The organism is Kitasatospora sp. NPDC048662, assembly GCF_055587065.1.
The window spans coordinates 34,947-60,349 of sequence record NZ_JBVJHA010000001.1 but is presented as its reverse complement, the minus strand read 5'-3'; the positions used below and the strand labels follow the sequence as shown (position 1 = coordinate 60,349).

Here is a 25,403-nt window from a genome sequence, read left to right as displayed (position 1 = left end):
ACCCGGGGGTGCCCGCGAGCGGGTGTCGAGGGCCGGTTCCGCGGCGCGTTCTCAGCAGCCGCCCGGCCGCCGCAATCGTACCGAACCGGCCCGCCGCCGCCGTACCGCTTATCGCCGGGCTGTCAAGCCCCGGGACGGTTCTGCCTGACGGTGGATCAGATCGCGTAGGGCCAGGCGGTGATCATGTAGGCGCCGTACCAGCAGCCGAACAGCGAGGCGCCGCCCAGCACGGCGACCTGGGTGGAGAGGCGGGCCCGGGCCAGGGCGCCGGCGGCGGGCAGCAGGAAGATCAGCGCGGGGATCAGCAGGCGCGGCTTGCAGTGGTAGTAGTTGCTCTGCGCCAGCGTCAGGACGACCACCGTCATGCCGTAGACCAGCAGCGGCGGCCAGGTGGCGCGGCGGACGGTCAGGGCGGTGGCCAGCAGGTGGGCGATCACCAGGACGGCGATGGAGACCGGGACCCAGCCCTCGCCGGTCTGCAGGGTGTGGACCAGGAACTCCCAGAGCGAGGCGCCCCAGTCCCACTGGGTGTTCCAGCCGGCCCGCTGCACGGTGAACCAGGCGTCGGCGTCGCCCAGCCGGTCGGCGACCCACCACAGGTACAGCGGGGTGCTGGTGCAGGCCAGCGCGGTGGCGGCCAGCGGGCGGGCGAGCACGCGGCGCTCGCGGTACATCTCCAGCAGGGCGGCGACGCCGAGCGCGGCGATCACGGCGAGGCCGGCCGGGCGGGTCAGCCCGGCGAGGAAGGCGCACAGTCCGGCGGTGAGCCAGGCCCGCCGGTGCGCGGCGAGCAGGGTGGCGGCGGCGGTGGCCAGCAGCAGCGACTCGCTGTACGACATGAAGAACACCAGGGACATCGGCTGCGCCGCCGCCAGCAGCACCAGGACGACGGTGGCGGTGCGCCAGGTGTACAGCCGGCTCACCAGCTGGTGGATCAGCACCAGGGCGGCGAGCAGCGCCAGCTGGGCGGCGACGATGCCGGAGACGGCCCAGCTCAGGCCGGTCACCGCGTGCACGACGCGGACCAGCATCGGGAACAGCGGGAAGAACGCCAGGTTGTTCCCGGTCAGTTGGCCCTTGGGGGTGTAGGTGTAGGAGTCCGGGTAGCCGCCGGCGGCTATCTCCAGGAAGTGCCGCCCGTCCCAGGAGGTCAGCCGGTCGGTCAGCGTGGTGCCGGGCCGGGTGATCATCAGCGCCAGCAGCGTCAGGTGCAGGGCCAGCGCGCCGGCGTACACCGCGAGGGCCGGGCCCGCGGTGTGCCACAGCCGGGCCAGCGGGTCCGGGCGGGACGGGTCGGCCGCCGCGCGCGGGGCCGGTACGGCGGGTATCGGCGGGTGGTCGGTCAGCGGGGTGCTGGGCATCGGGGGTCCTGGTCGGTCGGGGTTCACGGCTGCGCGGGGGTGTTGCTGGGCACGGGCGGCGGGGGCGGGGTGGTGACGGAGGCGGTCGGCGACTGCGCGGGGCCCAGTGTGGCGGAGGCGCTCGGGCCGGGAGCGACGGACTGGGCCGGCGTACCGGTGAGCGACGGGGCGTCGGCCGGGCCGATCGTGCGGGGCGGGCGGCCCGGGGTGAGGGTGACGCCCACGGCGATCGCCAGGCAGGCGGTGACGGTGACGGTCGCGCCGACCCGGACCCGGCGGCGCCGGCGGCCGAGGGCGGCGATCCGCGGTGCGGGCGGTGCGGCGGTGCGGGCGGAGGCGGCGTCGGCGGCCGTCCGCAGCGCGCCGGCCAGGCGCGCGTCGATGGAGGTCATCGGTGGTTCTCCTCGGCCTCGGAGGGGGTGTCGAGGTGCTGGGCGAGGGCGGCCCGGGCCCGGGACAGGTGGGCCTTGACGGTGCCCGGGGCCATGCCGGTCTCGGCGGCGATCCGGTCGAGCGGCAGGTCGCAGACGTAGTACAGGGCGGCGCACAGCCGCTGGCGCTCGGACAGCCGGCGCAGCGCGGCGGTCAGGTCGACGGAGGCCGGGTCCGGGCCGTCCACGTCGGCGGGCCGGCCGTGCCGCCGCCAGGCCCGGGCGGCGGTGCGGGTCCGGCGCCAGCGGCTGATCGCCAGGCGGCCCGCGACGGTGCGCACCCAGGCTTCGGGGGCGTGGTCGCGGTCAAGCGTACGGCGGTGGCCCCAGGCGCGGACGAAGGCCTCCTGGACCACGTCCTGCGCCTCGTGCAGGTCGCCGGTGACGACGTACAGCTGGCCGGTGAGCCGGCGGACCGAGTGGGTGTAGAACTCGGTGAACTCCTCCTCGGTCATCGGTCGGCTCCTCGCAGATTTCGGTTGCTTACCTGTCGCTACGAACGGCGGGGCGTTCCGGTTGACGGGGGTGACGCAGCTCACTGCGGCGGGTGTCCGCGGCCTTGACGGGGTTCGGCGGGGCGACGCAGAATTCACCACATGATGAATTCTGCGGCGGGGCCGGGCGAGGACCCCGCGATCCGGATCACCGGACTCCTCGTCCGACGCGGCGGCACCACCGTGCTGCCCGGCCTCGACCTGGACGTCCCCCGCGGCACCGTCACCGGACTGCTCGGACCCAGCGGCTGCGGCAAGACCACCCTGCTGCGCGCCGTCGTCGGCGTACAGCGCACCGACGCCGGCACCGTCACCGTGCTCGGCCACCCCGCCGGCAGCGCCGCCCTGCGCGACCGGGTCGGCTACGTCACCCAGGCCCCCTCCGTCTACGGGGACCTGACCGTCGGCGAGAACCTCGACTACTTCGCCGCCGTCCTCGGCGCCCCGCGCACCGACCCCGACCGGGTCATCGAACAGGTCGGCCTGGACGCCCACCGCCACACCCCCGTCGCCCGGCTCTCCGGCGGCCAGCGCGCCCGCGTCTCCCTCGCCGCCGCACTGCTCGGCCGCCCCGAACTGCTCGTCCTGGACGAACCCACCGTCGGCCTCGACCCCGTCCTGCGCCGCGACCTCTGGCAACTGTTCGCCGACCTCGCCCGGGCCGGCGCCACCCTGCTGGTCTCCAGCCACGTGATGGACGAGGCCACCCGCTGCGACCGCCTGCTGCTGATGCGCGACGGCCGGCTGCTCGCCCACGACACCCCCGCCGCGCTGCTCGCCACCACCGGCGCGAGCGACGTGGAAAGCGCCTTCCTCACCCTCGTGCAGCACCCGCAGGAGACCCTCCGATGAGCGCCGCCGCCCGCCGCACCCTGGCCACCGCCCGCCGCGTCCTCGCCCAGCTGCGCCACGACCCGCGCACCATCGCCATGCTGCTGGCCGTCCCCTGCGTGCTGCTGGTGCTGCTCAAATACATGTACGACCGGCAGCCCGGCACCTTCGACCGGATCGGACCCGAACTGCTCGGCGTCTTCCCGCTGATGGTGATGTTCCTGGTCACCTCGGTGGCGATGCTCCGCGAACGCACCACCGGCACCCTGGAACGCCTGCTCACCATGCCGCTCGGCAAGATCGACCTGCTGCTCGGCTACGCCCTCGCGTTCGGCCTCGTCGCCCTGGTGCAGGCCGCCCTCGCCTCCGGCCTCACCATCGGCCTGCTCGGCCTCGAGGTGGCCGGCCCGACCTGGCTGCTGTTCGCCGTCGCCCTCGCCGACGGGCTGCTCGGCATGGCCCTCGGCCTGCTGGTCTCCGCGTTCGCCGCCACCGAATTCCAGGCCGTCCAGTTCCTGCCCGCCGTGCTGCTGCCCCAGCTGCTGCTCTGCGGACTGTTCGTACCCCGCGACGACATGGCCCCCGTACTGCGGGCCGTCTCCGACGTGCTCCCGCTGTCCTACGCGGTCGACGCGATGGGCCGGATCACCACCCGCGGCGGCCTCGACGGCCCGGTGCTCGCCGACCTCGCCGTGGTCGCCGGCAGCGCGCTGCTCGCCCTCGCCCTCGGCGCCGCCACCCTGCGCCGCCGCACCGCCTGAACGCCCCGGCTCTGAACGCCCCAGGTCACGGGACGGATCATTCGTAACCGTCCCGTGCCCCCGCCACCATTGGGGACGGCCGTGCCCCTGGGGCAGAATCGACGCCATGACCGAATCCGACCGGACACCCGACCAGGGGTCCGCCGCCAACGGGCCCAAGTACGCCGACCGCGTCTACCGCTCCGTTCCCGGCGTCATCGCGGGCGTCATGCTGCTCGGAGTCGCCGCCTGGCTGATCATCGACGCGATGGTCACCGGCACCGGCGCCACCCCCTGGGTCGCCCTCGCCGCCGCGCCCGTCTTCGGCTTCCCGGTGGCCGCCTACACCCTGCGGCCCATCGTGAAGGCCAACGACCAGCGGATCCTCGTCCGCAACCCGCTGCGCACCGTCGTCGCGCCCTGGGCCACCGTGGAAGGCCTGAAGGCCGGCTACTCGGTCGAACTCCTCGCCGGCGGACGCAAGTTCCAGGTCTGGGCGGTCCCCGTCTCGCTGCGCCAGCGCAAGAAGGCCAGCCGCCGCGCGGCCAAGGCCACCGCCGCGGGCGACCCGCACCTGCCCGCCACCGGCAAGAAGCCGCAGCGCCACGACCAGCTCGACCCCACCCGCGCCTGGTCCGACGCCGTCGTCGCCTCCCTCCAGGAACAGGCCGACCGCAACGCCACCAACCCCGCCGCCACCGGCGAAGTCCAGGCCACCTGGTGCTGGTGGGTCATCGCCCCCACCCTCGCGGGGCTGGTCGCGCTGATCTCGGTCGTCGCGGCGACCTGAGCCTTTCGGCAGCCGTCATGAACAGGGCCCCGGGGATTTCCCGGGGCCCTGTTCGCGTTTCCTGCGGTTTCGCGATTTCGTCCTGCTTTGTCGGCGAACTCCCCGGCGTTGCGGTCTGCCGGATCTCCTGGGCCTGGATGTCCTATTCCCTTGCATGAGCGAACCTTGACGATCTATCAGGACAATAGTGGGCATCCTGCGGAAAGGCCTTGACCTTTTCTCCACAGGGGATGCATTGTTCCCGACCGAGTGCCTGTCCGTGGGGGGTGGGCTGCTGGGAGGGAGACCGCGCACGCCATGTCCGATACGACCCCATTGAGAAACCGCAGACGGGGTACTCGATCCGACGGGAGAGGCGTGCTCGGCCGGGCGACGGTGGCCGCGGCCACGGCGCTCGTGCTCACCGCCCTCTCCTCCCCGGCCGCCTGGGCCGCGGACCCGGCGCCCGTGCCGACGCCCACCGGCGGCACGGAGACCGCCCCGCCACCGGCCGAGAGCGAGCACACCAAGGCGATCCGGGCCGCCCTCCAGCAGGCCAGTCAGACCGGGAAGCCGGTCCGGATCGACTCGATGACGAACGAGACCACCGAGGTCTTCGCCGACACCGACGGCCGGTCGCTGCATTCGGAGGCCCACGCGCAGGACGTCCGGACCAAGCGCAACGGCTCCTGGCAGACCCTCGACGCGACCCTGCACCGCAACGCCAACGGCACCGTGTCCCCGGCCCTGACCGGTGCGGACCTGGTGCTCTCCGGCGGCGGCAGCGGCCCGCTGGCGATGGCCACGGGCGCCGACGGCGTCTCGATGTCGATCAGCTCGCCGTTCCCGCTGCCCACGCCGACGCTGGACGGAGCCACGGCCGTCTACGCCTCCGTGCTGCCCGACGTGGACCTGCGGGTGACCGCTCATCCGGACGGCGGCTGGCGGGACGTGATCGTCGTCAAGACCGCACAGGCCGCCGCCGACCCGCGGCTGAAGAGCCTGCACTTCCCGCTGCAGACCACCGGCATGAAGGCCAGCGCCGACGCCGCGGGCAACATCTCGTTCACGGACGCCCAGGGCAATGTGCGCGTCCACGCGCCGACCCCGTTCCAGTGGGACTCCAGCACCGCCCCCGCCCCGTCCCCGCTGGCGAACCCGGGCGCGACGCAGCCGAAATCGATGTTCGCCGCACCCGCCGCCGGGGCGACGGCCACGGCCGACGTCTCGACCCCGGACGCACCCGGCACGGGCGCCGTGGTCTCCACCATCGGGGTCTCCGTCAGCGACACGGAACTGGTGCTCACCCCGGACCCGGCCACCTTCGGCAAGGGCACCGGGCCCTGGTACCTCGACCCGGACAAGAGCATCACCAACCACCCCCAGATCAACGCGCAGGTCCAGGAGAACCACCCGGACACCGCGAACGTCAACACGCTCAGCAACCTCGGCGTCGGCTACTGCGGCTACTCCGACTGCACCGGCTACGGGCGTTACCGCGCCTACTACCAGATGTCCACCCCCGACGGGCTGTTCGAGGGCGGCAGTCACGGCACCGCGACCGTCAACGAGGCCACCCTGTTCGTCGACGTGACCAGCGCTGCCGCGCCCGACACCAAGTCGACGATCAACCTCTACAGCACGCCCGCCTTCCAGGGCACCACCACCTGGAACAACCAGCCCTGCGGCACCAACGGCAAGATGGCCGGCTGCACCTGGGTCGGCAACTCCGACGTCACCAACACCGGCCGGCTGAGCTATGACGTCAAGAGCTGGATGCAGTTGATCGTCAACGGCAAGTATCCGAACTGGACGATCGGGTTCTCCGCCGACGACGAGTACGACAAGGCACTGCGGCACCACCTCAGCTCCGACCCGTACATCGTCACGAAGTACGACATCGCGCCCACCATCTGGTGGCCGCGCACCACGCCGCAGCCCGGCTTCGTCAACGACCCGGCCCTCGGCACCCAGGGCAACGACTGCCAGACCCCGGGCGGCGGCTACGCGTGGTACCAGCCCGGCTGGGTCGGCGCCAACCAGAACATCTACCTGACCGCCAACATCTGGTCGCCGATCGGCGCCACCGTGACGGCGAAGTACCACCTCTGGGACGACACCGACAGCACGGCTCCCCACCTGTACCCCAGCACCACCGGGGGTGGCAGCTACGGTCCTGCCCCGGTGGCGGTCGGCGGGCTGGCGGACGGTCACCAGTACGGCTGGAACGCCTACGGTGACGACACCCAGCTGCGGTCCGGCGAGACGCCGTGGTGCTACTTCCGCGTCGACAAGACCCCGCCGCAGGTGAGCATCGCCTCCACCGACTTCCCGGCCAGCGGCACGATCGGCGCGCTCCCGAAGAAGAAGGTCCGGGAGGCCGGCAGCTTCACGGTCGCCGCCCAGGACCCGGCGCCCGGCCCGGGCCTCGGTGCCTCGGGCGTGGCCTGCATCCGCTGGAGCACCGACCCGACCGCCGTCACCGGCTGGTCCTGCGACGCCGCGGGTGTCCCGAACAACAACGGTGTGGTCAAGGGCTCCTCCGGCACCTTCCCGTTCACCCCGACCACCTGGGGCACCAACACCCTGTTCGTGCAGGCGATGGACGTGGCCGGCAACTACAGCCAGCCCATGCCGTACACCTTCTACGCCCCCTGGGACCCGAGCATCGGCACCGGCACCCCCGGTGACCTCAACGCCGACGGCCGCGGCGACATCCTGCTCCCCGACGACCTCGGCAACCTGCGGGTCGTCGGCCTGGACAGTGACGCGACCACCTCCCAGGCGGCTCCGCTCGGCCTCGCGCCCGGCGGCACCAGCTGGAAGAGCGACCCGGCCGCCGGGGTGACCGTCAGGACCACCCACCTGGGCGCCCTGCGTGAGATGCCCGCCGCCGTGGATGACGCCGTCGTCTGGACCAGCGCCACCCCCTCGGGCGGGACGTCCCTGGCCAAGAACCTGTACCTGTACCAGAACAACGGAGACGGCACCTTCAAGGCACCCGTGCTCCTGCCCAAGCCGACGTCCTGGGTCGGCCTCGACGGCGCCCCGCTCACCGCGGCGCCCGCGGGGTGGAACAGCACCTGGACCGGGCTGACCCAGGTGGTCTCGCTCGGCTCGCTGAACGCCGGCCTCAACGACAACGACTCCCTGACCACCATCAACCAGACCTCGATCCTCACGGTCGAGGGCGGCAACCTGTGGCTCTACCGCACCGAGCCCACCAACAAGGTCAACGCGCCCGCGCTCAAGGTCTCCGGCGCCGACTGGAGCAACTACGAGCTGATCAACCCCGGTGCCGCCTCCGGCACTGCCCAGCCCACCCTGTGGACCCGGGACAAGACGGACGGCACCATCCGCGCCCACGACATCAAGCTCAACGCCGGAGGTTTCCTGGACTTCGGCAACCTGGCCGACCCCACCAGCAAGGCCCGGGTGGTCGGCACGCAGAAGTTCACCGTCTCCGCCTACCCGCAGCTCGGCTCCAGCGGCGACGCCACCAAGGACGGCCTGCCGGACCTGTGGGCCCTCGACGCGGCCAACCACCTCAAGGTCTGGCCCGGTGCCGCAGCCACCGGCTCCACCATGGTCACCGGCTTCGGCAGCACCCCGGCCGACCAGGGCGACACCCGCCGCGCGCTCGGCCGGGTCAAGCTCGACAATGCCGCCGTCACAGACGTGTACGGCCGGTACCCGATGACGGCCAGCTCGGCGGTCACCTTCCCGACCGACACGGTCAACGGCAAGAGCACCACCGTCGCGCACTTCGCCGGCAAGAACAGCAGCGGAGTCGACTCCGGTTCGGTGATCGACTACTCGGCGACCCAGACCGGCCGCCTCACCATTGACACCTCGAAGTCCTTCACCGTCAGCGTCTGGGCCAAGCCCGGCACCGCGGACGGCAGCAAGCAGGGCCCGGTCCTGTCCACCAAGGGCACCGCCTCCAGCGGCTTCACCCTCGGCCCCGACCAGGACAACAACTGGCACTTCTCGATGGCCACCAGCGACAACACGAGCAAGAGCTACGACACCACCTCGTCCAGCGGCACCAGCGCCGCCCGCTTCCAGCAGGACCGCTGGGACCGGCTGACCGCCAGCTACAACGCCGGCACCGGCGTGATGACGCTGTACGTCAACGGCATGCTCGCCGGAAGCGCCGTCCACAGCGGCAAGTTCGGCTACAACGCGCCGCTGGTGATCGGCAACTACCAGAACGCCGGCGGGTACGCCGCCTCGTTCGACGGGAACATCAGCGACGCCGTCGTGTACGACGTCCCGACCAACCCCGGCAGCATCACCGGCCGGCTGGTGGCCGACCTGCCGACCGCCGTCGGTGCCGACAAGTGCCTCGACGCCAACGGCTCCGTGGACGCCAACGGCACCGCGATCCAGGTCTGGGACTGCAGCGACAGCACCGCCCAGAAGGCCACCGCGCAGCCGAACGGCACCATCAAGATCCTCAGCCGCTGTCTCGATGTCACCGGTGCCGCCACCGGCAACGGCGTCAAGATCCAGTTGTGGAACTGCGACGGCAACCCCGCCCAGCAGTGGGTTTTCCGCGCCGACGGATCGCTCTTCAACCCGATGTCCGGCCGCTGCCTGGACATGCCGAACGGAAACATCGCCAACGGAACGCAGCTGCAGATCTGGGACTGCAACCAGTCCTACGCGCAGCGCTGGCGCTCGGGGGCGGTCGCCTGACGGACAGCCGAACAGGCCCGGCCGAGGGCTCTCCAGCGCCCTCGGCCGGCTCCCACCGCCTCGGAAATATGCCCGGGAATTGTTCGGGTGAATTCCACCGGGGCGGTTTCAGGCGCACTTTCCTCCGATATGGCGGCGGTGTCTCAAAGCCTTGTAACGGGATGGTCAATTTGACTGTCCGGGGCTGGTGTTGGTGACCCGTCAATCCTTAGTTTCAGTGCAGACCACTGCACATGCTCCATGACGCCCTGTTTGCCTGACGGGGCGTCTTTTGTGCGTGGTCCCACCTGAATTGGGGAGACAGAGATGGGGGCACAGCGAGCACGCACCCCGCTCCGGCGCCGGCTGAAAGGCCGGTACCGGGCGATAGGGGTGCTGACGCTCATGGCCGTGACAGGGTCATTGCTCGGCGCGCCACCGGCGTTCGCCGAGAAGGCTCCGAAGGTGTGGGTTCCGCCCAGCACGCCGCTGCAGCAGACGGAATCGGTGCACGGACGGAACGAGGGAAAGATCAATGCCACCCCCGGCGGTGGCGTGCCGAAGGAGTGGAAGAAGTCCGCCGCGGCTCCGGCGAAGCCCGGTTCGGCGACCGTCCAGGTCGCCGACGTGTCGGAGGAGCAGCTGGCGGCCCGCCGGCTGGGCGGCGGGGCCGCCCCGGCGGCGGGTGGCAAGGCCCAGGTCCGGGCCGGCGACCTGCCGGTGTTCCTGGCCGACCTCGGCACCGCGAAGGACGCGGCCGCCGGCACGCCGTCCGTCAAGGTCGACCTGCTGGACGAAGGCAAGGCCAAGGCCGCCGGCTCGACCGGTCCGGTGGTCAGGGTCGAAGGGGCCGGCGGCTCGGCCAGGGCCGGGCACAAGTTCCAGGTCTCACTGGACGTCAGGGCGCTGACCGGCAACGCGATGTGGTCCGACCGGGCCCGGCTGGTGCGGCTGCCCGAGTGCGCGCTCACCACGCCGGACAAGCCGGAGTGCCGCACCAGCTCCCCGGTGCCGTCCACCCTGGAGCAGCTGTCGGGCCAACTGACCGCCGACGTGCAACTGCCCGAGGCCCCCGCCGCCGGCACGACGCACGCGGCGCTGGAGGGCGGCTCCACCGGGGCTGTCGTGCAGGCCGGGTTCGTCGAGCAGAACTCCACCGCGTCCTCGGGCGCGCTGGTGCTGTCCCTGCAGACCGATTCCTCCGGCCCGTCGGGCTCCTACGCGGCGACGCCGATCAGCCCGTCCGCGGCCTGGAGCGCCGGCTCCGGCTCCGGCAACTTCACCTACTCCTACACCTTCGACATGCCGACCGCGGTCGGCGGGGCCGCGCCCAGCGTGATGCTGGGCTACGACTCCTCGTCGGTGGACGGCCGGACCGCGGCCAACAACTCGCAGTCCGGCTGGGTCGGTGACGGCTGGGACTACTCGGCCGGCTCGATCTCCCGCTCGTACAAGCCGTGTGCCAAGTCCGGCATCGACATGTCCGGCGACGAGTGCTGGGCCGGGCAGTCGCTCCAGCTCAACCTGGCCGGCCACGCCGGCCTGGTGGTCAAGGACGACACCACCGGCGAACTGCGTCTGCAGGGCGACGACGGCACCCGGATCACCCCGCTGACCGGCCTGAACAACGGGGCCTGGAACGGCGAGGGCTTCAAGGTCACCACCACCGACGGCACCCAGTACTACTTCGGCGCCAACCACCTGCCCGGTGGCGACGGTACCGACCCGGCCACCGACTCGGTCAACACCGTGCCGGTGTACCATCCGCACGCCGGAGACCCTTGCTACAGCGCCTCCACCGGTCTGGCGTCCTGGTGCCAGATGGGCTGGCAGTGGAACCTCGACCACATCGTCGATCTCCACGGCAACCTGATCAAGTACAAGTACGCGAAGGAGTCCAACAACTACGCGCGCGGCGGCGGCCAGAACAACGGCACCGGCACCCGCACCGCGTACGACCGGTACTCCACCGTCGCGGAGATCCAGTACGGCCTGCGGCTGTCGGACCAGATCGCGTCCAAGGGCGCCGGCAACCCCGCGGCGAAGATCACCTTCAGCACCGCGGAGCGCTGCTTCGCCTCGGGCTCGATCACCTGCAGCGACGCCCAGCGCGTGGTGGCCAACCAGTCCTCCTGGCCGGACACCCCGCTCGACCAGGCCTGCGCCTCGTCCGGCGCCTGCACCAACTACGGCCCCTCGTTCTGGACCTCCAAGCGACTCACCAAGGTCGAGACCACCGTGTACGTGGGCGGCGCCGCCCGCGTGGTGGACTCCTGGGCACTCAACCAGGTGTTCTCCGACCCGGGTGACAACACCGCTCCCACCCTGTGGCTGAACTCCATTCAGCGCACCGGCAAGAACGGCCAGGCCGACATCACGCTGCCCGCCGTGTCCTTCACGGCCGCGCAGATGCCCAACCGGGTCGATGGCCTCGTCCCGGCGGTCTCGCAGTTCAACCGCCCCCGGATGAAGGAGATCACCACCGAGACCGGTGGCCGGATCACCGTCACCTACAAGCCCGTCGAGTGCTCCCGGCTCAACAACACCCTGCCGACCTCCGAGGCCGGGAACACCAAGGCCTGCATGCCGGTGAAGTGGGTGCCGCCGGGCTCGCCGTACGACACCAAGCCCATCGACGACTGGTTCCACAAGTACCTGGTCTCCTCGATCTCCGAGGCGTCGCTGGTCACCAGCGCCACCGTGGCCAAGGAGACCCAGTACAGCTACGGCGGCGGCGCGGCCTGGCACCGCAACGACTCCGAGTTCGCGGACGACGACACCCGCACCTACGACAACTTCCGCGGCTACCAGACCGTCACCACCACCACGGGCTCCGGCTCGGACGGTCCCAGGACCAAGTCCACGACCACCTTCCTGCGCGGCATGGGCGGGCAGGTGGCCGACAGCTGGGGCGGCACCATCACCGACGCCGAGGAACTGGCCGGATTCGTCCGGGAGACCCAGAACTTCGAATCGGACGCGGCGGACGCCAAGGTCGTCGGCGGCGAGCTGACCACCCCGTGGATGTCGAAGATCACCGCGACCCACACCCAGCCCAACAACCTCCCGAAGGTCACAGCCCGGTACCTCAACACCGCCAAGGTGCAGACCCGTTCGCTGCTCTCCGACGGCAGTTGGCGGACCACCGAGCGCAACGCCACCTACGACGAGGACCACGTCGGACGCCTCCTGACCACGGACGTCCTCGGCGACACCTCGCTCAGCGGGCTGCCGCAGCGTCAGTGCACCGCGATCACCTACGCCTCCGGCACCAACCCGGCGCTGGCCGAACTGCCCTCCCGGGTCCTGACGTTGGCCGGTGCCTGCGGGCAGACGCCGACCAAGGACAACACCATCGCCGACGCCCTGACCCTCTACGACGGCCAGGCGCTCGGCACCATCGGGGACAAGGCCGACCAGACCGAGACCCGCGTCCTGGAGTCCTACGGCGCGGGCAACACGCCCACCTACCGGGTGACCGCCAAGGCCCAGTACGACGGCTACGGCCGCCAGGTCTCGACCACCGACCCCAACCGCACCGACGCCACCCACCCGGGCGGCGCCACCACCACCACCGTGTACACCCCCGCCACCGGTGAGCTGCCCTCGAAGGTCGAGGTCACCAACCCGCTCGGCTGGAAGTCCACCCACGACATCGACCCCGCTCGCGGCCTGCCCACCAAGGCGACCGACGAGAACGGCCGCGTCACGCTGGAGACTTACGACGCCCTCGGCCGCCTCACCGCGGTCTGGCTCCCCGGCCGCGACCCGGCCGACGTCAACGGCAACGAAGCCCCGAACCGCAAGTTCACGTACGCGCTGAACGGCGTGGCGTCCCCGTCGATCGTCACCAGCGAGAGCATCCGCGAGGACACCACCTACAGCAAGAGCCTGCAGATCTTCGACGGTCTCGGCCGCATCCGCCAGTCGCAGTCGATGCCCGCCTCCGGGCAGGTCGGCCGCCTCATCTCCGAGTCGACCTTCGACTCCCACGGCTGGCAGATCAAGTCCACCCCGTCGTACTACAACGCGGACTCCGGCCCGGTCCCGGTCGTCTACCTCCCGCAGGACTCCGAGGTCGCGACCCAGACCTGGAACGACTACGACGGCCTCGGTCGCGTCACCGCCAGCAAGTTCGTCTCCTACGGTCACGAGCAGTGGCGCAGCACGACGTCCTACCTGGGCGCCGACCGCGTCGAGACCACCCCGCCGCCCGGCGGCTTCGCCACCGCGTCGATCAGTGACGCGACCGGCGCCGTCGTCGAGGCCCGGCAGTACAAGTCCAACACCCCGACCGGCGCCTACGACACGACAACCTTCGGGTACGACATCTTCGGCCGGCCGAGCTGGCGGCAGGACAGCAGCAACCCGCCGCACCGGTGGACCTACAGCTACGACCAGCTCGGTCAGCCGACCAGCTCGACCGACCCGGACTCCGGCACGTCGACAACGGTCTACGACAAGGCCGGGCACGTCGCCAGCACCACCGACGCGCGCGGCAAGTCGACCAGCGTGACCTACGACCTGCTGGGCCGTCAGGTCGCGCAGTTCGACGGCACCGACACCACGGACGCGAGCAAGAAGATCGCGTCGTGGACGTACGACGGGCTGGTCCTGGGCAAGCCCGACTCGTCGACCGCCTACGCCGACGCGCCGAACGGCGGCGGGAGGGTCGGGTACGTCAGCAAGGTCACCGGATACGACCTCAACTACCGGCCGACCGGGACGTCGATGACGATCCCGTCGATCCCGGGCGAGACCGAGCTGGCCGGCACCTACACCCTGTCCATGGGCTACTCCAGCGTCCTCGGTCTGCTGGAGAGCACCAAGCTGCCGGCCATCGCCGGTCTGAAGGCCGAGACGGTCGGAAACTCCTTCGACATCGACGGCAACTTCCAGACCTCCAGCGGTCTGGACTACTACGTCCAGGACATGCAGTACGACCGGTTCGGCCATGCCACCCGCACCACCATCGGCAAGGCCGGCAAGCAGGTCGTCTCCACCCAGCAGTACGACCCGGCCACCGGCCACGTCGTGCGGTCCACCCTGGACAAGCAGACCACGGCCACCACCCACGTGGACGTCACGGACTACACCTACAACCAGATGGGGTCCATCACGTCGGTGAAGACCGTCCAGGACGGTGTCAACACCGACCTGCAGTGCTTCACCTACGACTACCTCGGCCGGCTCAGCGCGGCATGGACCGACACCGGCACCACCACCAGCGCCCAGGCACCCTCGGTGCAGGGCATCGGCGGGTGCACCAACGCCACCGAACCGACGGCGCTCACCGCCGGCTCCCGGATCGGCGGCCCGGCCCCGTACTGGCAGTCCTACTCCTACGATCTGACCGGCAACCGCAAGAAGCTGGTCCAGCACGACACCACCGGCGCGGTCGTCAAGGACAAGCAGATCGACCAGACCTTCGCGACCGGCCCCAACACCCCCAGCACCGACCCGGCCACGGGCGGCGGCACCGGCGGACCGCACGCGCTGCTCACCTCCACCACGAGCGTGAACGGCACCAGCAAGGTCGTCACGTCCACCTACGACGCGAGCGGCAACACCACTTCCCTCACCGACACCTCGGGCACCAAGACCCTGACCTGGAACAACCAGGGCAAGCTCGCCAAGGTGCACGACACCGGAGCCTCCGGTGACACCAGTTACGTCTACGGCGTGGAGGGCAGCCAGCTCGTCCGCCGCACTGGTGGCAAGACCACCCTCCGCCTCGGCACCGACGAGGTCACCCTCGACACCGCCACCCACAAGCTGTCCGCCGTCCGCTACTACGCCGCTCCGGGCGGCCTGACCATCGCCCGCAGCACCGTCGACACCGGCGGCACGACGCTCAACTACCAGGCCGCCGACCCGCACGGCACCAACGGCGTACAGATGGACGCCGCCGGCCTGACCGCGGTCCGACGCCCCACCGACCCCTTCGGCAACGCCCGCGGCACCCAGCCCGGCAGCGGAGTCTGGGCCGGCGACCGGGGCTTCGTCGGCGGAACCATCGAAGGCACCGGATTCACCAACCTCGGAGCCCGCCAGTACGACCCGTCCACCGGACGCTTCCTCTCCATCGACCCGCTGTTCGACGCCTCCGATCCACAGTCCTGGAACGGCTACGCGTACGCCAACAACAACCCGATCGATGGCTCCGACCCGAGCGGTACCTGCCAGGTCCTGGACGACGGCTACTGCCACGGCGTCAACCCCGTTCCCACCTCCAGCGGTGGCGGCGGTGGTGGCGGCGGCGGTGGCGGCGGCTCCGGGAACGGCAGCACCACCACCAGCCCGGCCAGCAAGGCCGCGCAGGACTCCGCCAACGAGGCAGCCCGGCAGAAGCAGGCCGCTGACGAGGCACTCGCCAAGGCGAAGCAGGCGCGCGAGGAATTGGTCAGCAAGATCGTCGATGTCGTCGGCGACCTGATCGGCTTCAACGACGCCCGCGACTGCTTCACCAAGGGCGACGTGATGGGCTGCATCAACACCGCCCTCAACTTCGTGCCCTGGGCCAAGGTCTTCAAGGCCGTCAAGGTCGGCATCAAGGCGTTCAAGCTGTGGCGCGAGGGCGAAAAGGCCTACGACGCGATCCGCAGCGCCGAACGCGTGGCCAAGGGCGCCGAGGAAGCACTGTCCGTGGCCCGCAAGGCCGAGCACGAGGCGGCCGAGGCCGAACGGGCAGGAGCCAAAGCCGCCGAGGACGCGAAACCGAAACCCGACGAAGCGTCATCCAGTTCGCAGGGCTGTCACAGCTTCCTGGCGGGTACTCCGGTCGAACTGGCCGACGGCACCGCAAAGGCCATCGACCAGCTCCAGGAAGGCGACCAGGTCAAGGCCACCGACCCCCAGACCGGGGAAACCAAGGCCCAGCCGGTGGTCGCCACCATCACCACCCTGGGCGACCGGGACTTCACCGACCTGAAGTTCCGCACCGAGGGAACGAACGACGGGGCCGCGCACAGCGACACCACCCTCACCACCACCTGGCACCACCCCCTGTGGGACATCACCACCAAGCGCTGGACCGAGGCGCAGAACCTCACCCCCGGCGACCAGGTCAAGTCCCTGGACGGCAGCACCGTCACGGTCACGGAGGTCCGCAACTACCACCAGGACGCCGTCACCCACGACCTCACGGTCGCGGACGTGCACACCTACTACGTGAAGTCGGGTGGTACGTCGCTTCTCGTTCACAACTGCGAGAAGAAGGAATGGGAGGCGGATCGCAAAGATGGGCACCCCGACGGGGAAACCGACAACAGCCCGCAGCCCAAGCCCTCGAAGGCCCTGAATTCCAGGAAGGTGGCCGAGAATGAAAAGCTGGAAGAGGGGACGTACATCTTCGCGGTCCGCACGGACGGCTCGCTTCATGCCGTGTCCGACGCGAACGGGGTCATGAGTAAGGGGCAAGCGGGTCATACCACGCTGACGGGGGGAAAGAGTGTCCACCTGGCCGGCGAGTTCAGGGTCAACAGCGAGGGGATTATTGTTGAAATGAACGCCCTGTCCGGGCATTACAGAACCCGCAGCCTGGGTGGCAACTTCTGCTCTTTGAAATCAATTGCAGAAGAGGCGTTCGGAAAACATGGACTGCCGCTCGGAAAGAATTTCTATGACGAGTTGGCGCCACTGTATACGAGGAACCTCTAGCTAAAGCCGGGGCGCCCCTTCGGGGGTGCCCCGGTCCGTTTTCAGCAGCCTTTCCGGTCCGGTGGTCGCACGAGTGCGACGTCGTGGCCGAACCCGACCACCACACCCTCGTCGGCGATGGCCGCGAGGCAGGTGGCGGGGGCGGGCAGCAGAAGTGGCGGGGCCGATGGCTTGCCAGTGCTCAGGTCGACGAGCGTGAGGGTGCTGTCGGCGCGGGCAACGTACAGCTCAGGCCAGGTGAGGCCCGCGGCGGCGGTGACGGGGGTGGGGCCGTCGATCTCCGGCCCTGCGGGCCGCCCGGTGTGGTCCCAGGCGCGGAGTGCGGTGGCGCGGTGGTGGGTCAGAAGCTCGGAGCGGACTGTGACGAGCCGGCCGTCGAGGAGTGCCAGCACGTGGTGGCCCTCGGTTCCTCGCAGGATCTTCGGCCTGGACGACGGGTTGTCCAGGTTGATCAGCCGGGCCGGCTTCGCGTAGGACGACAGGGCGGCGGTCGCGCGTCCGCCGACCTTGCCGACGGCGAATCCGGTCGTGAGCTGCCCGACGCGGTGGGGGACGCTGGCGAGAAGCGATCCGTCGGAGGGGCTCAGGATCGCGATGTCCTGGAACCCGTGGGCGATGAGTGCGTCGCCGGTGCGCAGGCGCTGGTGGACGATCCATTGGATGAAGGAGTTGTTGGTCCGGACCGGTGCGCCGGAGGGGCCGGCGGCGGCCAAGTCCCAGCGGTACAGGAGCGGCTCGTGCTCGTTGAGGCGCCCGTAGCCGGTGGCGGCGTGCGGGCGGTCGCCGTCGGTCCAGGCGGCCAGGGCCTTGGGCATCTTGATGTCCGTGGCGACGGGCGACACGAGCAGGCTGCCGTCAGCAGCGCGACGGGCCACCAGCGTTCCGCCCTCGTCGGCGCTGACCACTACCCCGTCCGGCTCGGTGACGGTGACGGCCGCCAGCCCCTGGCGGTGGCCGGGCTCGCGCTCCACCGGGACGGTCAAGTCCCAGAGCGCGACCACCCCGTCCCGCTCGGAGGAGGTCAGTAGGAGGTCGCGGCCCTTCCAGCAAACGGCATCGGTGGAGGCCTGCGCGACGGGTCCCGTGAGGGGAGGTCCGAGTGGACGCATGGTGTGTGCATCCCAGAGATGAACCTGCCACTTGACCGGGATCGCGAGGGCGGACCCTGACACGGTCGGGTTGCCGTCCCGGGTCACTGTCAACCCGCCCGGCGAGGTGTCCTCGTGTGCCGTGAGCCGCACATGCTGACCGGTCGCCAGGTCGATGGTGATGACGACGTTGCGCACATCGAGAAGAGTCAGCACCTCCCGTCCGGCCGACCGCCACACGGTGGCGCCTTTGATCGGAAGCATTCCGGCGGGGACTTGGAGCTGCCGTACTCGGTTGTCACTCGGGTTCCACAGCAGGACGTCTCTTTCGACGGGCAGCACGACCGTCCCGTCCGCGAGGGTGCCGGCGCCGATCGTGTCAACGGGCGGCAGTGGTGGGAGAGGCAGCAGTGCGCCGGTCGCCACGTCCCACCGCTCGAGGTGGCCCCAACCGGTGCTGACCAGCAGGTGGGTGTCGGGCCCGGAGCCGAGTACCGCCAGGTCAGACGGTGTTTCGCCGATCTTGAGCGTCTGTCGGTGTGCGAGGTCCGCGAGGGCCCACGTCCGCACCGTGTCGTCCTCGTGGCCGGAGATCAGCAGCGGTTCCGCGGCGTCGGGTGCGAAGGCCAGGACGCGGACGGGAACCTCGCACTTCACCGTGCGCACCTGGCCCGACAGCAGGTCCCGGATCTCCAGGCGGTGTCGCCGCAGCTTCGGGTCGGCCGGTGGCTGCTCGTCGATTCTGACGGCGGTGGCCAGTACGGGACGGCCGTCTACCTCGCCCCAGGCGGTGGCCACCACCGGTCCGACCCGCAGGTGCCAGACCATGCGGGGGTCCAGGTCGGTGCCGGTCGCCCAGTCCACCCGCCACAGGTCGGCGTCGGGCTCGCCGACGGCCTCGCCGCGGCGGACGGCGTCGAAGTAGGCGGACTGCCGTCGGTCGAAATCGTCCGCCCCCGGGTTTTCGGCTTCCGATCCGTCGGCGAAGAGCGCTTCCATCGACGTTCCCCTTCCGTGCCTCGTGCCTGGACGACCTGTCGTGCGCGTGCGACCCGGGTGGGACCGGGCTTGGAGCGTCAGGTGATCGTAGTGCGGCCCGGCGCTTCGTCGAAGGGCGTTACGAAGGGGCCCGGGCGTTACTGCCCGGGCCCCTTCGCGGAGGTGACGAATGGTCAGGCGAGGCCGGCGGCTGCCGCCAGGTCCTGCTTGAGGGTGGCGAGCAGGGCGTGGGCCTGTTCGCGGGTGGTGGGGAGGTCGTCGCGGGTGGCGACCGGGAGGACGGCCTCCAGGTAGCACTTGAGCTTGGGTTCGGTGCCGGAGGGGCGGACCACGATGCGGGCGGAGGTGACGGTGGGGCCGGTGAGGTAGTAGCGGAGGCCGTCGGTCGGGGGGAGGTCGGGGGTGCCCGCGGTGAGGTCGTCGGCCTGGGTGACGGTGAGGCCGGCGAGGGTGACGGGGGGCTTGTCGCGGAGGGTGCGCATGGCGTCGGTGATGACGGTGAGGTCCTCGACGCGGACCGAGAGCTGGTCGGTGGCGTGCAGGCCATGGGCGAGGGCGAGGTCGTCGAGCAGGTCGGTGAGGGTGCGGCCGTCGCGCTTCAGGCCGGCGGCGAGTTCGGCGATCTGGAGGGCGGCGGTGATGCCGTCCTTGTCGCGGACGCCGTCGGGGTCGACGCAGTAGCCGAGGGCTTCCTCGTAGCCGTAGCGGATGCCCTCGGCGCGGGAGATCCACTTGAAGCCGGTGAGGGTCTCCGCGTAGCCGAGGCCGGCCGACGCGGCGATCTTGCCGAGCAGGGTGGAGGAGACGATGGTGGTGGCGAAGACGCCGCTCGCGCCCTTGGCGGCGAGGGCCGCGCCGAGCAGGGCGCCGACCTCGTCGCCGCGCAGCATCCGCCAGTCGCCGTCGGGGGTGGGGACGGCGACGGCGCAGCGGTCGGCGTCGGGGTCGTTGGCGATGACCAGGTCGGGGCGGGCGGCGCGGGCGGTGGCGAAGGCCAGGTCCATCGCGCCGGGCTCTTCCGGGTTGGGGAAGGCGACGGTGGGGAAGTCCGGGTCGGGATCGGCCTGTTCGGCGACCACGGTGGGCGCCGGGAAGCCGGCGCGTTCGAACGCGGCGAGCAGCACGTCGCGGCCGACGCCGTGCAGCGGGGTGTAGACGGTGGTGAGCGAGCGGGGGCCGTCGGTCTCCAGGACGGAGACGGCGCGGTCGAGGTAGGCGTCCAGGACGTCCTCGCCGAGGACCTCCCAGCCTTCGGTGGCACGCGGCACGGAGGCGAGCGCGCCGAGCGCGTCGATCTCGGCGGCGATGTCGGCGTCGGCGGGCGGGACGATCTGCGAGCCGTCGCCCAGGTAGACCTTGTAGCCGTTGTCCTGCGGCGGGTTGTGGCTGGCGGTGACGACCACGCCGGCCGCCGCGCCCAGGTGCCGGATGGCGTACGCGAGGACGGGGGTGGGCAGCGGCCGGGGCAGGATCGCGGCGCGCAGGCCGGCGCCGACCACGACGGCGGCGGTGTCGAGGGCGAAGTCGTACGACTTGTGCCGGGCGTCGTAGCCGATCACGACGAGGTCGCCGAGCGCGGGGTTGTTGCGGACGTACGCGGCGAGGCCGGCGGCGGCGCGGATCACCACGGCGCGGTTCATCCGCATCGGGCCGGCGCCGAGTTCGCCGCGCAGGCCGGCGGTGCCGAACTGGAGCCGCCCGTCGAAGCGTTCGGCCAGCCGCGACCAGGCGATCCGCTCCTCGGCCTCGGCCTCCGGGCCCTCGGCGGCGGCCAGCAGCGCGGCCAGCTCCTCGCGGGTCTGCGGGTCGGGGTCCTCGGCCAGCCAGGCACGGGCCCGGTCGAGGAGGTCGGTGGTGGGTGCCTTCGGCATGCGGCCCGCTCCATGTACGTGGGTGGAAGGAGTGTCAGTGCTGCGGCGAACTGAGCGAGGCGGCCACCGAACCTGCCGATGGCCGCCGTCCTGCGCCGATTCTCTGTCAGAGGTGCTGCGCTGTCCGGGAGTTGTCTCCCGGGCGGGGTGTCAGATGCGCTCCAGGACCTTCGCCAGCAGGGCGCCCATCCGTTCGGCGGAGGCCTTGCCGGCCTCCAGCACCTCGGCGTGGTTGAGCGGCTCGCCGGTGATGCCCGCGGCCAGGTTGGTGACCAGCGAGATGCCGAGCACCTCGGCGCCGGCCTCGCGGGCGGCGATGGCCTCCAGGGTGGTGGACATGCCGACCAGTTCGCCGCCGAGCACCCGGGCCATGTTGACCTCGGCCGGGGTCTCGTAGTGCGGGCCGCGGAACTGCACGTACACGGCCTCGTCCAGCGACGGGTCGACCTCGCGGCACAGCGCGCGCAGGCGCTTGGAGTACAGGTCGGTGAGGTCGACGAAGTTGGCGCCGACGATCGGGGAGTCCGCGGTCAGGTTGATGTGGTCGCTGATCAGCACCGGCTGGCCGGGCGTCCAGCCCTGGCGCAGGCCGCCGCAGCCGTTGGTGAGCACGATGGTCTTGCAGCCCGCCGCGGCGGCGGTGCGCACGCCGTGCACCACGGTGGCCACGCCGTGGCCCTCGTAGTAGTGGTTGCGGCCGAGGAAGACCAGCGCCCGGCGCTCGCCGTCGCCGGGCATCCGCACCGAGCGGATGGTGCCGGCGTGGCCGGCCACCGCGGGGGCGGGGAAGCCGGGCAGCTCGGTGACCGGGAACTCGGCGAGCGTCTCACCGAGGGCGTCGGCGGCCGGCACCCAGCCGGAGCCCATCACCAGGGCGACGTCGTGGCGTTCGGCGCCGGTGAGTTCGCGCAGCCGGTCGGCGGCTTCCCGGGCGGCGGCGTAGGGGTCGGCGGAGACGACCGTCTGAGGAGATGCGTTCACGGGGTCGAGGATAGGTCACATCTGCCTACGCGCGTAGACAACTGGCCCGAGCCATGCCGGATCGTTACCCGGAATGCACGGAACGCCAGTATTCGTCCCGGCCCGGCGCAGCGGGCAGTGGAGGTTGCGTCGGCCGAACTCCCGGCCGGGGCAGCCGCGGAGGCGCGGTCAGCAGGGGCGGTGGCGCAGGTCCAGCACGTAGTCGTCGGGGGCGCCGGCGCTCTCCGCGGCGTCCGCGATCAGGCCGAGGTAGCGGGCGGCGGGCAGGCCGCCCTCGTAGTCGTTCAGCACGTACGTCCACACCGCGACTTCACCGTCCAGGGTCTGCGCGCGCAGCTTCACCTTGCGGTAGATGCCGAGCTGCACGCCCTCCCAGCGGTCCAGGCCGTCCTCGTCCATCGGGGCGACGTCGTACAGCGAGACGAAGACCTGCTCCTTCTCGTCCTCCACCACGGTGGCCAGCGAGCCCTCCCAGCCCAGCTGCTCGCCGCCGAAGGTCAGCCGCCAGCCGGGCAGCCAGCCGGAGCCGCGCAGCGGGGAGTGCGGGGCGCGGCGGCTCATCTGCCGGGCGTCGAGGTTGGTGGCGTAGGCGGCATAGAGCGACATGACCGCCAGCCTACGGGAGCGGCCCGCCGGCGGCCCGCGTCCCTACCCGGGGGATCGGCCCGGGCGCAAGGGTCGTCAACAACGGCCCCGGCGTGGAATCCGTTCCGGGGTGCGGGACAATGGAGCACGTGACTCGGATCGTGATCATCGGTGGCGGACCAGGCGGATACGAGGCGGCCCTCGTGGCCGCCCAGCTCGGCGCGGAGGTGACCGTCGTCGATCGCGACGGTCTGGGCGGATCGGCGGTGCTGACGGACTGCGTGCCGTCCAAGACGCTGATCGCCACCGCCGAGGTGATGACTACCTTCGACAGCTCGTACGAGGAACTCGGCATCCTGGTCGCGGACGGCACGCCGGACGCCGCCGACCCGGCCCGGGTGGTCGGGGTGGACCTCGGCAAGGTGAACCGACGGGTGAAGCGGCTGGCGATCGCCCAGTCGCACGACATCACCCAGGCCGTGACCCGGGCCGGCGTCACCGTGCTGCGCGGCCGCGGCCGGCTGGGCGGCGGCGGGCAGGCCATCGACGGCTCCCGCGAGGTGCTGGTCGACCACGCCGACGGCAGCGTGGAGGTGCTGCGGGCCGACGCGGTGCTGATCGCCACCGGCGTGCGCCCGCGCGAACTCCCCGACGCCCAGCCGGACGGCGAGCGGATCCTGGCCTGGACGCAGGTGTACGACCTGGAGGAGCTGCCGCGCGAGCTGATCGTGGTCGGCTCCGGCGTCACCGGCGCCGAGTTCGCCGGTGCCTACCAGGCGCTGGGCTCGAACGTCACGCTGGTCTCCTCGCGCGACCGGGTGCTGCCGGGCGAGGACCCGGACGCCGCCGAGGTGTTGGAGGACGTGTTCCGTCGCCGCGGCATGAACGTGATGAGCCGTTCGCGCGCGGAGACGGTGAAGAGGGTTTCGGCACGGGCAGAAGACACACAGGGACCCTCCTCGCCGGAGGCGGGCAAGGAGGGATGGATCGGCGACCGGGTCGAGGTGACGCTGTCCGACGGCAAGGTGATCACCGGTACGCACTGTCTGATGGCGGTCGGCTCCATCCCCAACACCGCGGACCTGGGCCTGGAGGAGGCCGGCGTCGCGGTCAACGACTGGGGCCAGATCAAGGTGGACCGGGTCTCCCGCACCTCCGCCCCCGGCGTGTACGCGGCCGGTGACTGCACCGGCGTGTTCATGCTGGCCTCGGTGGCCGCCATGCAGGGCCGGATCGCCATGTACCACGCGCTCGGCGACGCGGTGCAGCCGCTGAACCTGAAGACCGTGGCGTCCAACGTGTTCACCGACCCGGAGATCGCCACTGTCGGCTACACCCACGCCGACGTGTCCTGCGGAAAGATGGACGCGGTCGAGATCAAGCTCCCGTTGCGCGGCAACCCGCGGGCCAAGATGCAGGGCATCCGGGACGGCTTCGTGAAGCTGTTCGCCCGCCCCGGCACCGGCATCGTGGTGGGCGGTGTGGTGGTCGCGCCGCGTGCCTCCGAGCTGATCCACTCCATCTCGCTGGCGGTGGACAACAACCTGACGGTCGAGCAGGTGGCCAACACCTTCACCGTCTACCCGTCGCTGTCCGGCTCCACCGCCGAGGCGGCCCGTCAGCTGCACATTCGCAAGCGCGAGGGCGCCGGTTCCTGAGGCTCCACCGGCTCGTTCGGGCCGAGCCGGGCGCACGCCGCCCGGCTCACCCGCCCGGCGGAGCGCGCATTGTACGGTCGTGCGCCGCTCCCAGGTGAGCAAATCCAGTTACCAGGTGCAAACGCCTGAAAGCAGACGGTCACTCGGGTTACCGTCGGTTCTGTGTTTGCTGCAGAACGTCGCCAGTTGATCCTTGAGATGGTGCGCGCCAACGGAGCCGTGTCGCTCCGAGAGCTGGCCCGCGTCGTCCAGACCTCCGAAGTCACCGTCCGCCGGGACGTCCGGGCGCTGGAGGCCGAAGGGCTGCTCGACCGCCGGCACGGCGGCGCGGTGCTCCCCGGCGGCTTCAGCCGGGAGCCCGGCTATCCGCAGAAAACCCACCTCGCCGCGGCCGAGAAGAGCGTCATCGCCGATCTCGCCGCGGGCCTGGTCGAGGAGGGCGACGCCATCGTGGTCGGCGCCGGCACCACCACCCAGGAACTGGCCCGCCGGCTCGCCCGGGTGCCCGGGCTGACGGTGGTCACCAACTCGCTGCTGGTCGCCCAGGCGCTGGCGCACGCCAACCGCGTCGAGGTGGTGATGACGGGCGGCACCCTGCGCGGCTCCAACTACGCGCTGGTGGGCAGCGGCGCCGAACAGTCGCTGGCCGGGCTGCGGGTCACCAAGGCCTTCATCTCCGGCAGCGGGCTGACCGCCGAGCGCGGCCTGTCCACCGCCAACATGCTCTCTGCCAGCGTCGACCGGGCCCTGGTGCAGTCCGCCAACGAGGTGATCGTCCTCGCCGACCACACCAAGCTCGGCGCGGACAGCATGTTCCAGACCGTCGCCACCGACGGGATCACCCGGCTGGTCACCGACGAGCACACCGCCGCCGAGGAGCTGACGGCCCGCGAACTCGACGCGCTCGCCGACCGGGGGGTGCAGGTCTCGGTGGCCGCGCTCGGGCTGCTCGCCGAGGCCTCGGCGGCGCATCCGCAGCCGTCCCCGGCGGTGCCGCGCCGTCCCGTCCCGCCGCCCGGCCTGGCCCCCGGCACCCCGCTGCCCGGCCAGCGCCGTCCTGCCCCGCACGGGCCGCTGCCGGTCGCCACCCGGCTCGCCGAGCGCATCCGCTGACCGCTTCCGGCCGGGCGGCCACCGCGCTCCGGCCGCCCGGACCGCCCCGCTCGTGGCGTCCGACCCCATCGACGCAGCGGGTGAACGGCTCGACGGCGCAAGGGAATTGACGATGCGCGCGGCGGGTGCGGCCCCGCGACCCG

14 protein-coding genes are annotated in these 25,403 nt (G+C 71.3%); 7 read left to right on the top strand and 7 right to left on the bottom strand.

Annotation, left to right across the window (positions count from 1 at the left end; genetic code table 11):
• Nucleotides 1-155 precede the first annotated feature (155 nt).
• From ACZ6R9_RS00240 to ACZ6R9_RS00230, 3 genes are read right to left on the bottom strand one after another with little or no spacing between them, the layout of a single operon-like run.
• The gene (locus ACZ6R9_RS00240; RefSeq protein ID WP_465535521.1) at nucleotides 156-1,361 is read right to left on the bottom strand and encodes a hypothetical protein; all 1,206 of its coding nucleotides are present in this window, start codon (nucleotides 1,359-1,361) and stop codon (nucleotides 156-158) included.
• A gap of 23 nt (nucleotides 1,362-1,384) precedes the next feature.
• Nucleotides 1,385-1,753, bottom strand: a complete 369-nt coding sequence (locus ACZ6R9_RS00235) for a hypothetical protein (protein WP_465535519.1) — start codon at nucleotides 1,751-1,753, stop codon at nucleotides 1,385-1,387.
• Nucleotides 1,750-2,247, bottom strand: coding sequence for a SigE family RNA polymerase sigma factor (locus ACZ6R9_RS00230; RefSeq protein WP_380487061.1), 498 nt, complete (start codon nucleotides 2,245-2,247; stop codon nucleotides 1,750-1,752). The genes ACZ6R9_RS00235 and ACZ6R9_RS00230 overlap by 4 nt, the downstream gene beginning before the upstream one ends.
• Nucleotides 2,248-2,388: 141 nt before the next feature.
• On the opposite strand from ACZ6R9_RS00230, the gene ACZ6R9_RS00225 reads away from it, so the two are divergent.
• The 5 genes from ACZ6R9_RS00225 (at nucleotide 2,389) to ACZ6R9_RS00205 (ending at nucleotide 16,965) form a co-directional block, all read left to right on the top strand.
• Nucleotides 2,389-3,138 (top strand): ABC transporter ATP-binding protein, encoded by a 750-nt coding sequence (locus ACZ6R9_RS00225; RefSeq protein ID WP_465535517.1) that lies wholly within the window; start codon nucleotides 2,389-2,391, stop codon nucleotides 3,136-3,138.
• Entirely contained in the window at nucleotides 3,135-3,878 is a 744-nt protein-coding gene (locus ACZ6R9_RS00220) for an ABC transporter permease (RefSeq protein ID WP_465535515.1), read from the top strand. The genes ACZ6R9_RS00225 and ACZ6R9_RS00220 overlap by 4 nt, the downstream gene beginning before the upstream one ends.
• 106 nt (nucleotides 3,879-3,984) lie before the next feature.
• Nucleotides 3,985-4,647, top strand: a complete 663-nt coding sequence (locus ACZ6R9_RS00215) for a PH domain-containing protein (RefSeq protein ID WP_465535513.1) — start codon at nucleotides 3,985-3,987, stop codon at nucleotides 4,645-4,647.
• Nucleotides 4,648-5,004: 357 nt separating this feature from the next.
• The gene (locus ACZ6R9_RS00210) at nucleotides 5,005-9,327 is read left to right on the top strand and encodes a ricin-type beta-trefoil lectin domain protein (RefSeq protein WP_465535511.1); all 4,323 of its coding nucleotides are present in this window, start codon (nucleotides 5,005-5,007) and stop codon (nucleotides 9,325-9,327) included.
• Between the two features lie 384 nt (nucleotides 9,328-9,711).
• The gene (locus tag ACZ6R9_RS00205) at nucleotides 9,712-16,965 is read left to right on the top strand and encodes a polymorphic toxin-type HINT domain-containing protein (RefSeq protein ID WP_465535509.1); all 7,254 of its coding nucleotides are present in this window, start codon (nucleotides 9,712-9,714) and stop codon (nucleotides 16,963-16,965) included.
• A gap of 41 nt (nucleotides 16,966-17,006) precedes the next feature.
• Here ACZ6R9_RS00205 and ACZ6R9_RS00200 read toward each other — a convergent pair whose 3' ends face one another.
• The 4 genes from ACZ6R9_RS00200 to ACZ6R9_RS00185 form a co-directional block, all read right to left on the bottom strand.
• Nucleotides 17,007-19,052 (bottom strand): WD40 repeat domain-containing protein, encoded by a 2,046-nt coding sequence (locus tag ACZ6R9_RS00200; RefSeq protein WP_465535507.1) that lies wholly within the window; start codon nucleotides 19,050-19,052, stop codon nucleotides 17,007-17,009.
• 173 nt (nucleotides 19,053-19,225) lie between these two features.
• Complete coding sequence (locus ACZ6R9_RS00195; protein ID WP_465535505.1) at nucleotides 19,226-20,923, bottom strand: phospho-sugar mutase; 1,698 nt, start codon at nucleotides 20,921-20,923, stop codon at nucleotides 19,226-19,228.
• A gap of 150 nt (nucleotides 20,924-21,073) precedes the next feature.
• Nucleotides 21,074-21,904 (bottom strand): purine-nucleoside phosphorylase, encoded by an 831-nt coding sequence (locus ACZ6R9_RS00190; protein ID WP_380487047.1) that lies wholly within the window; start codon nucleotides 21,902-21,904, stop codon nucleotides 21,074-21,076.
• A gap of 168 nt (nucleotides 21,905-22,072) precedes the next feature.
• Nucleotides 22,073-22,510 carry a gamma-glutamylcyclotransferase family protein gene (locus tag ACZ6R9_RS00185; RefSeq protein WP_100587284.1) on the bottom strand — a complete coding sequence of 146 codons (438 nt, stop codon included), beginning with the start codon at nucleotides 22,508-22,510 and terminating at the stop codon, nucleotides 22,073-22,075.
• Nucleotides 22,511-22,629: 119 nt separating this feature from the next.
• On the opposite strand from ACZ6R9_RS00185, the gene ACZ6R9_RS00180 reads away from it, so the two are divergent.
• Nucleotides 22,630-24,147, top strand: coding sequence for an NAD(P)H-quinone dehydrogenase (locus ACZ6R9_RS00180; RefSeq protein WP_465535503.1), 1,518 nt, complete (start codon nucleotides 22,630-22,632; stop codon nucleotides 24,145-24,147).
• A 198-nt stretch (nucleotides 24,148-24,345) separates the two neighbouring features.
• On the top strand, nucleotides 24,346-25,260 hold the full coding sequence (locus ACZ6R9_RS00175) for a DeoR/GlpR family DNA-binding transcription regulator (RefSeq protein ID WP_380487146.1): 915 nt from the start codon (nucleotides 24,346-24,348) through the stop codon (nucleotides 25,258-25,260).
• The last annotated feature ends 143 nt before the right edge of the window (nucleotides 25,261-25,403 follow it).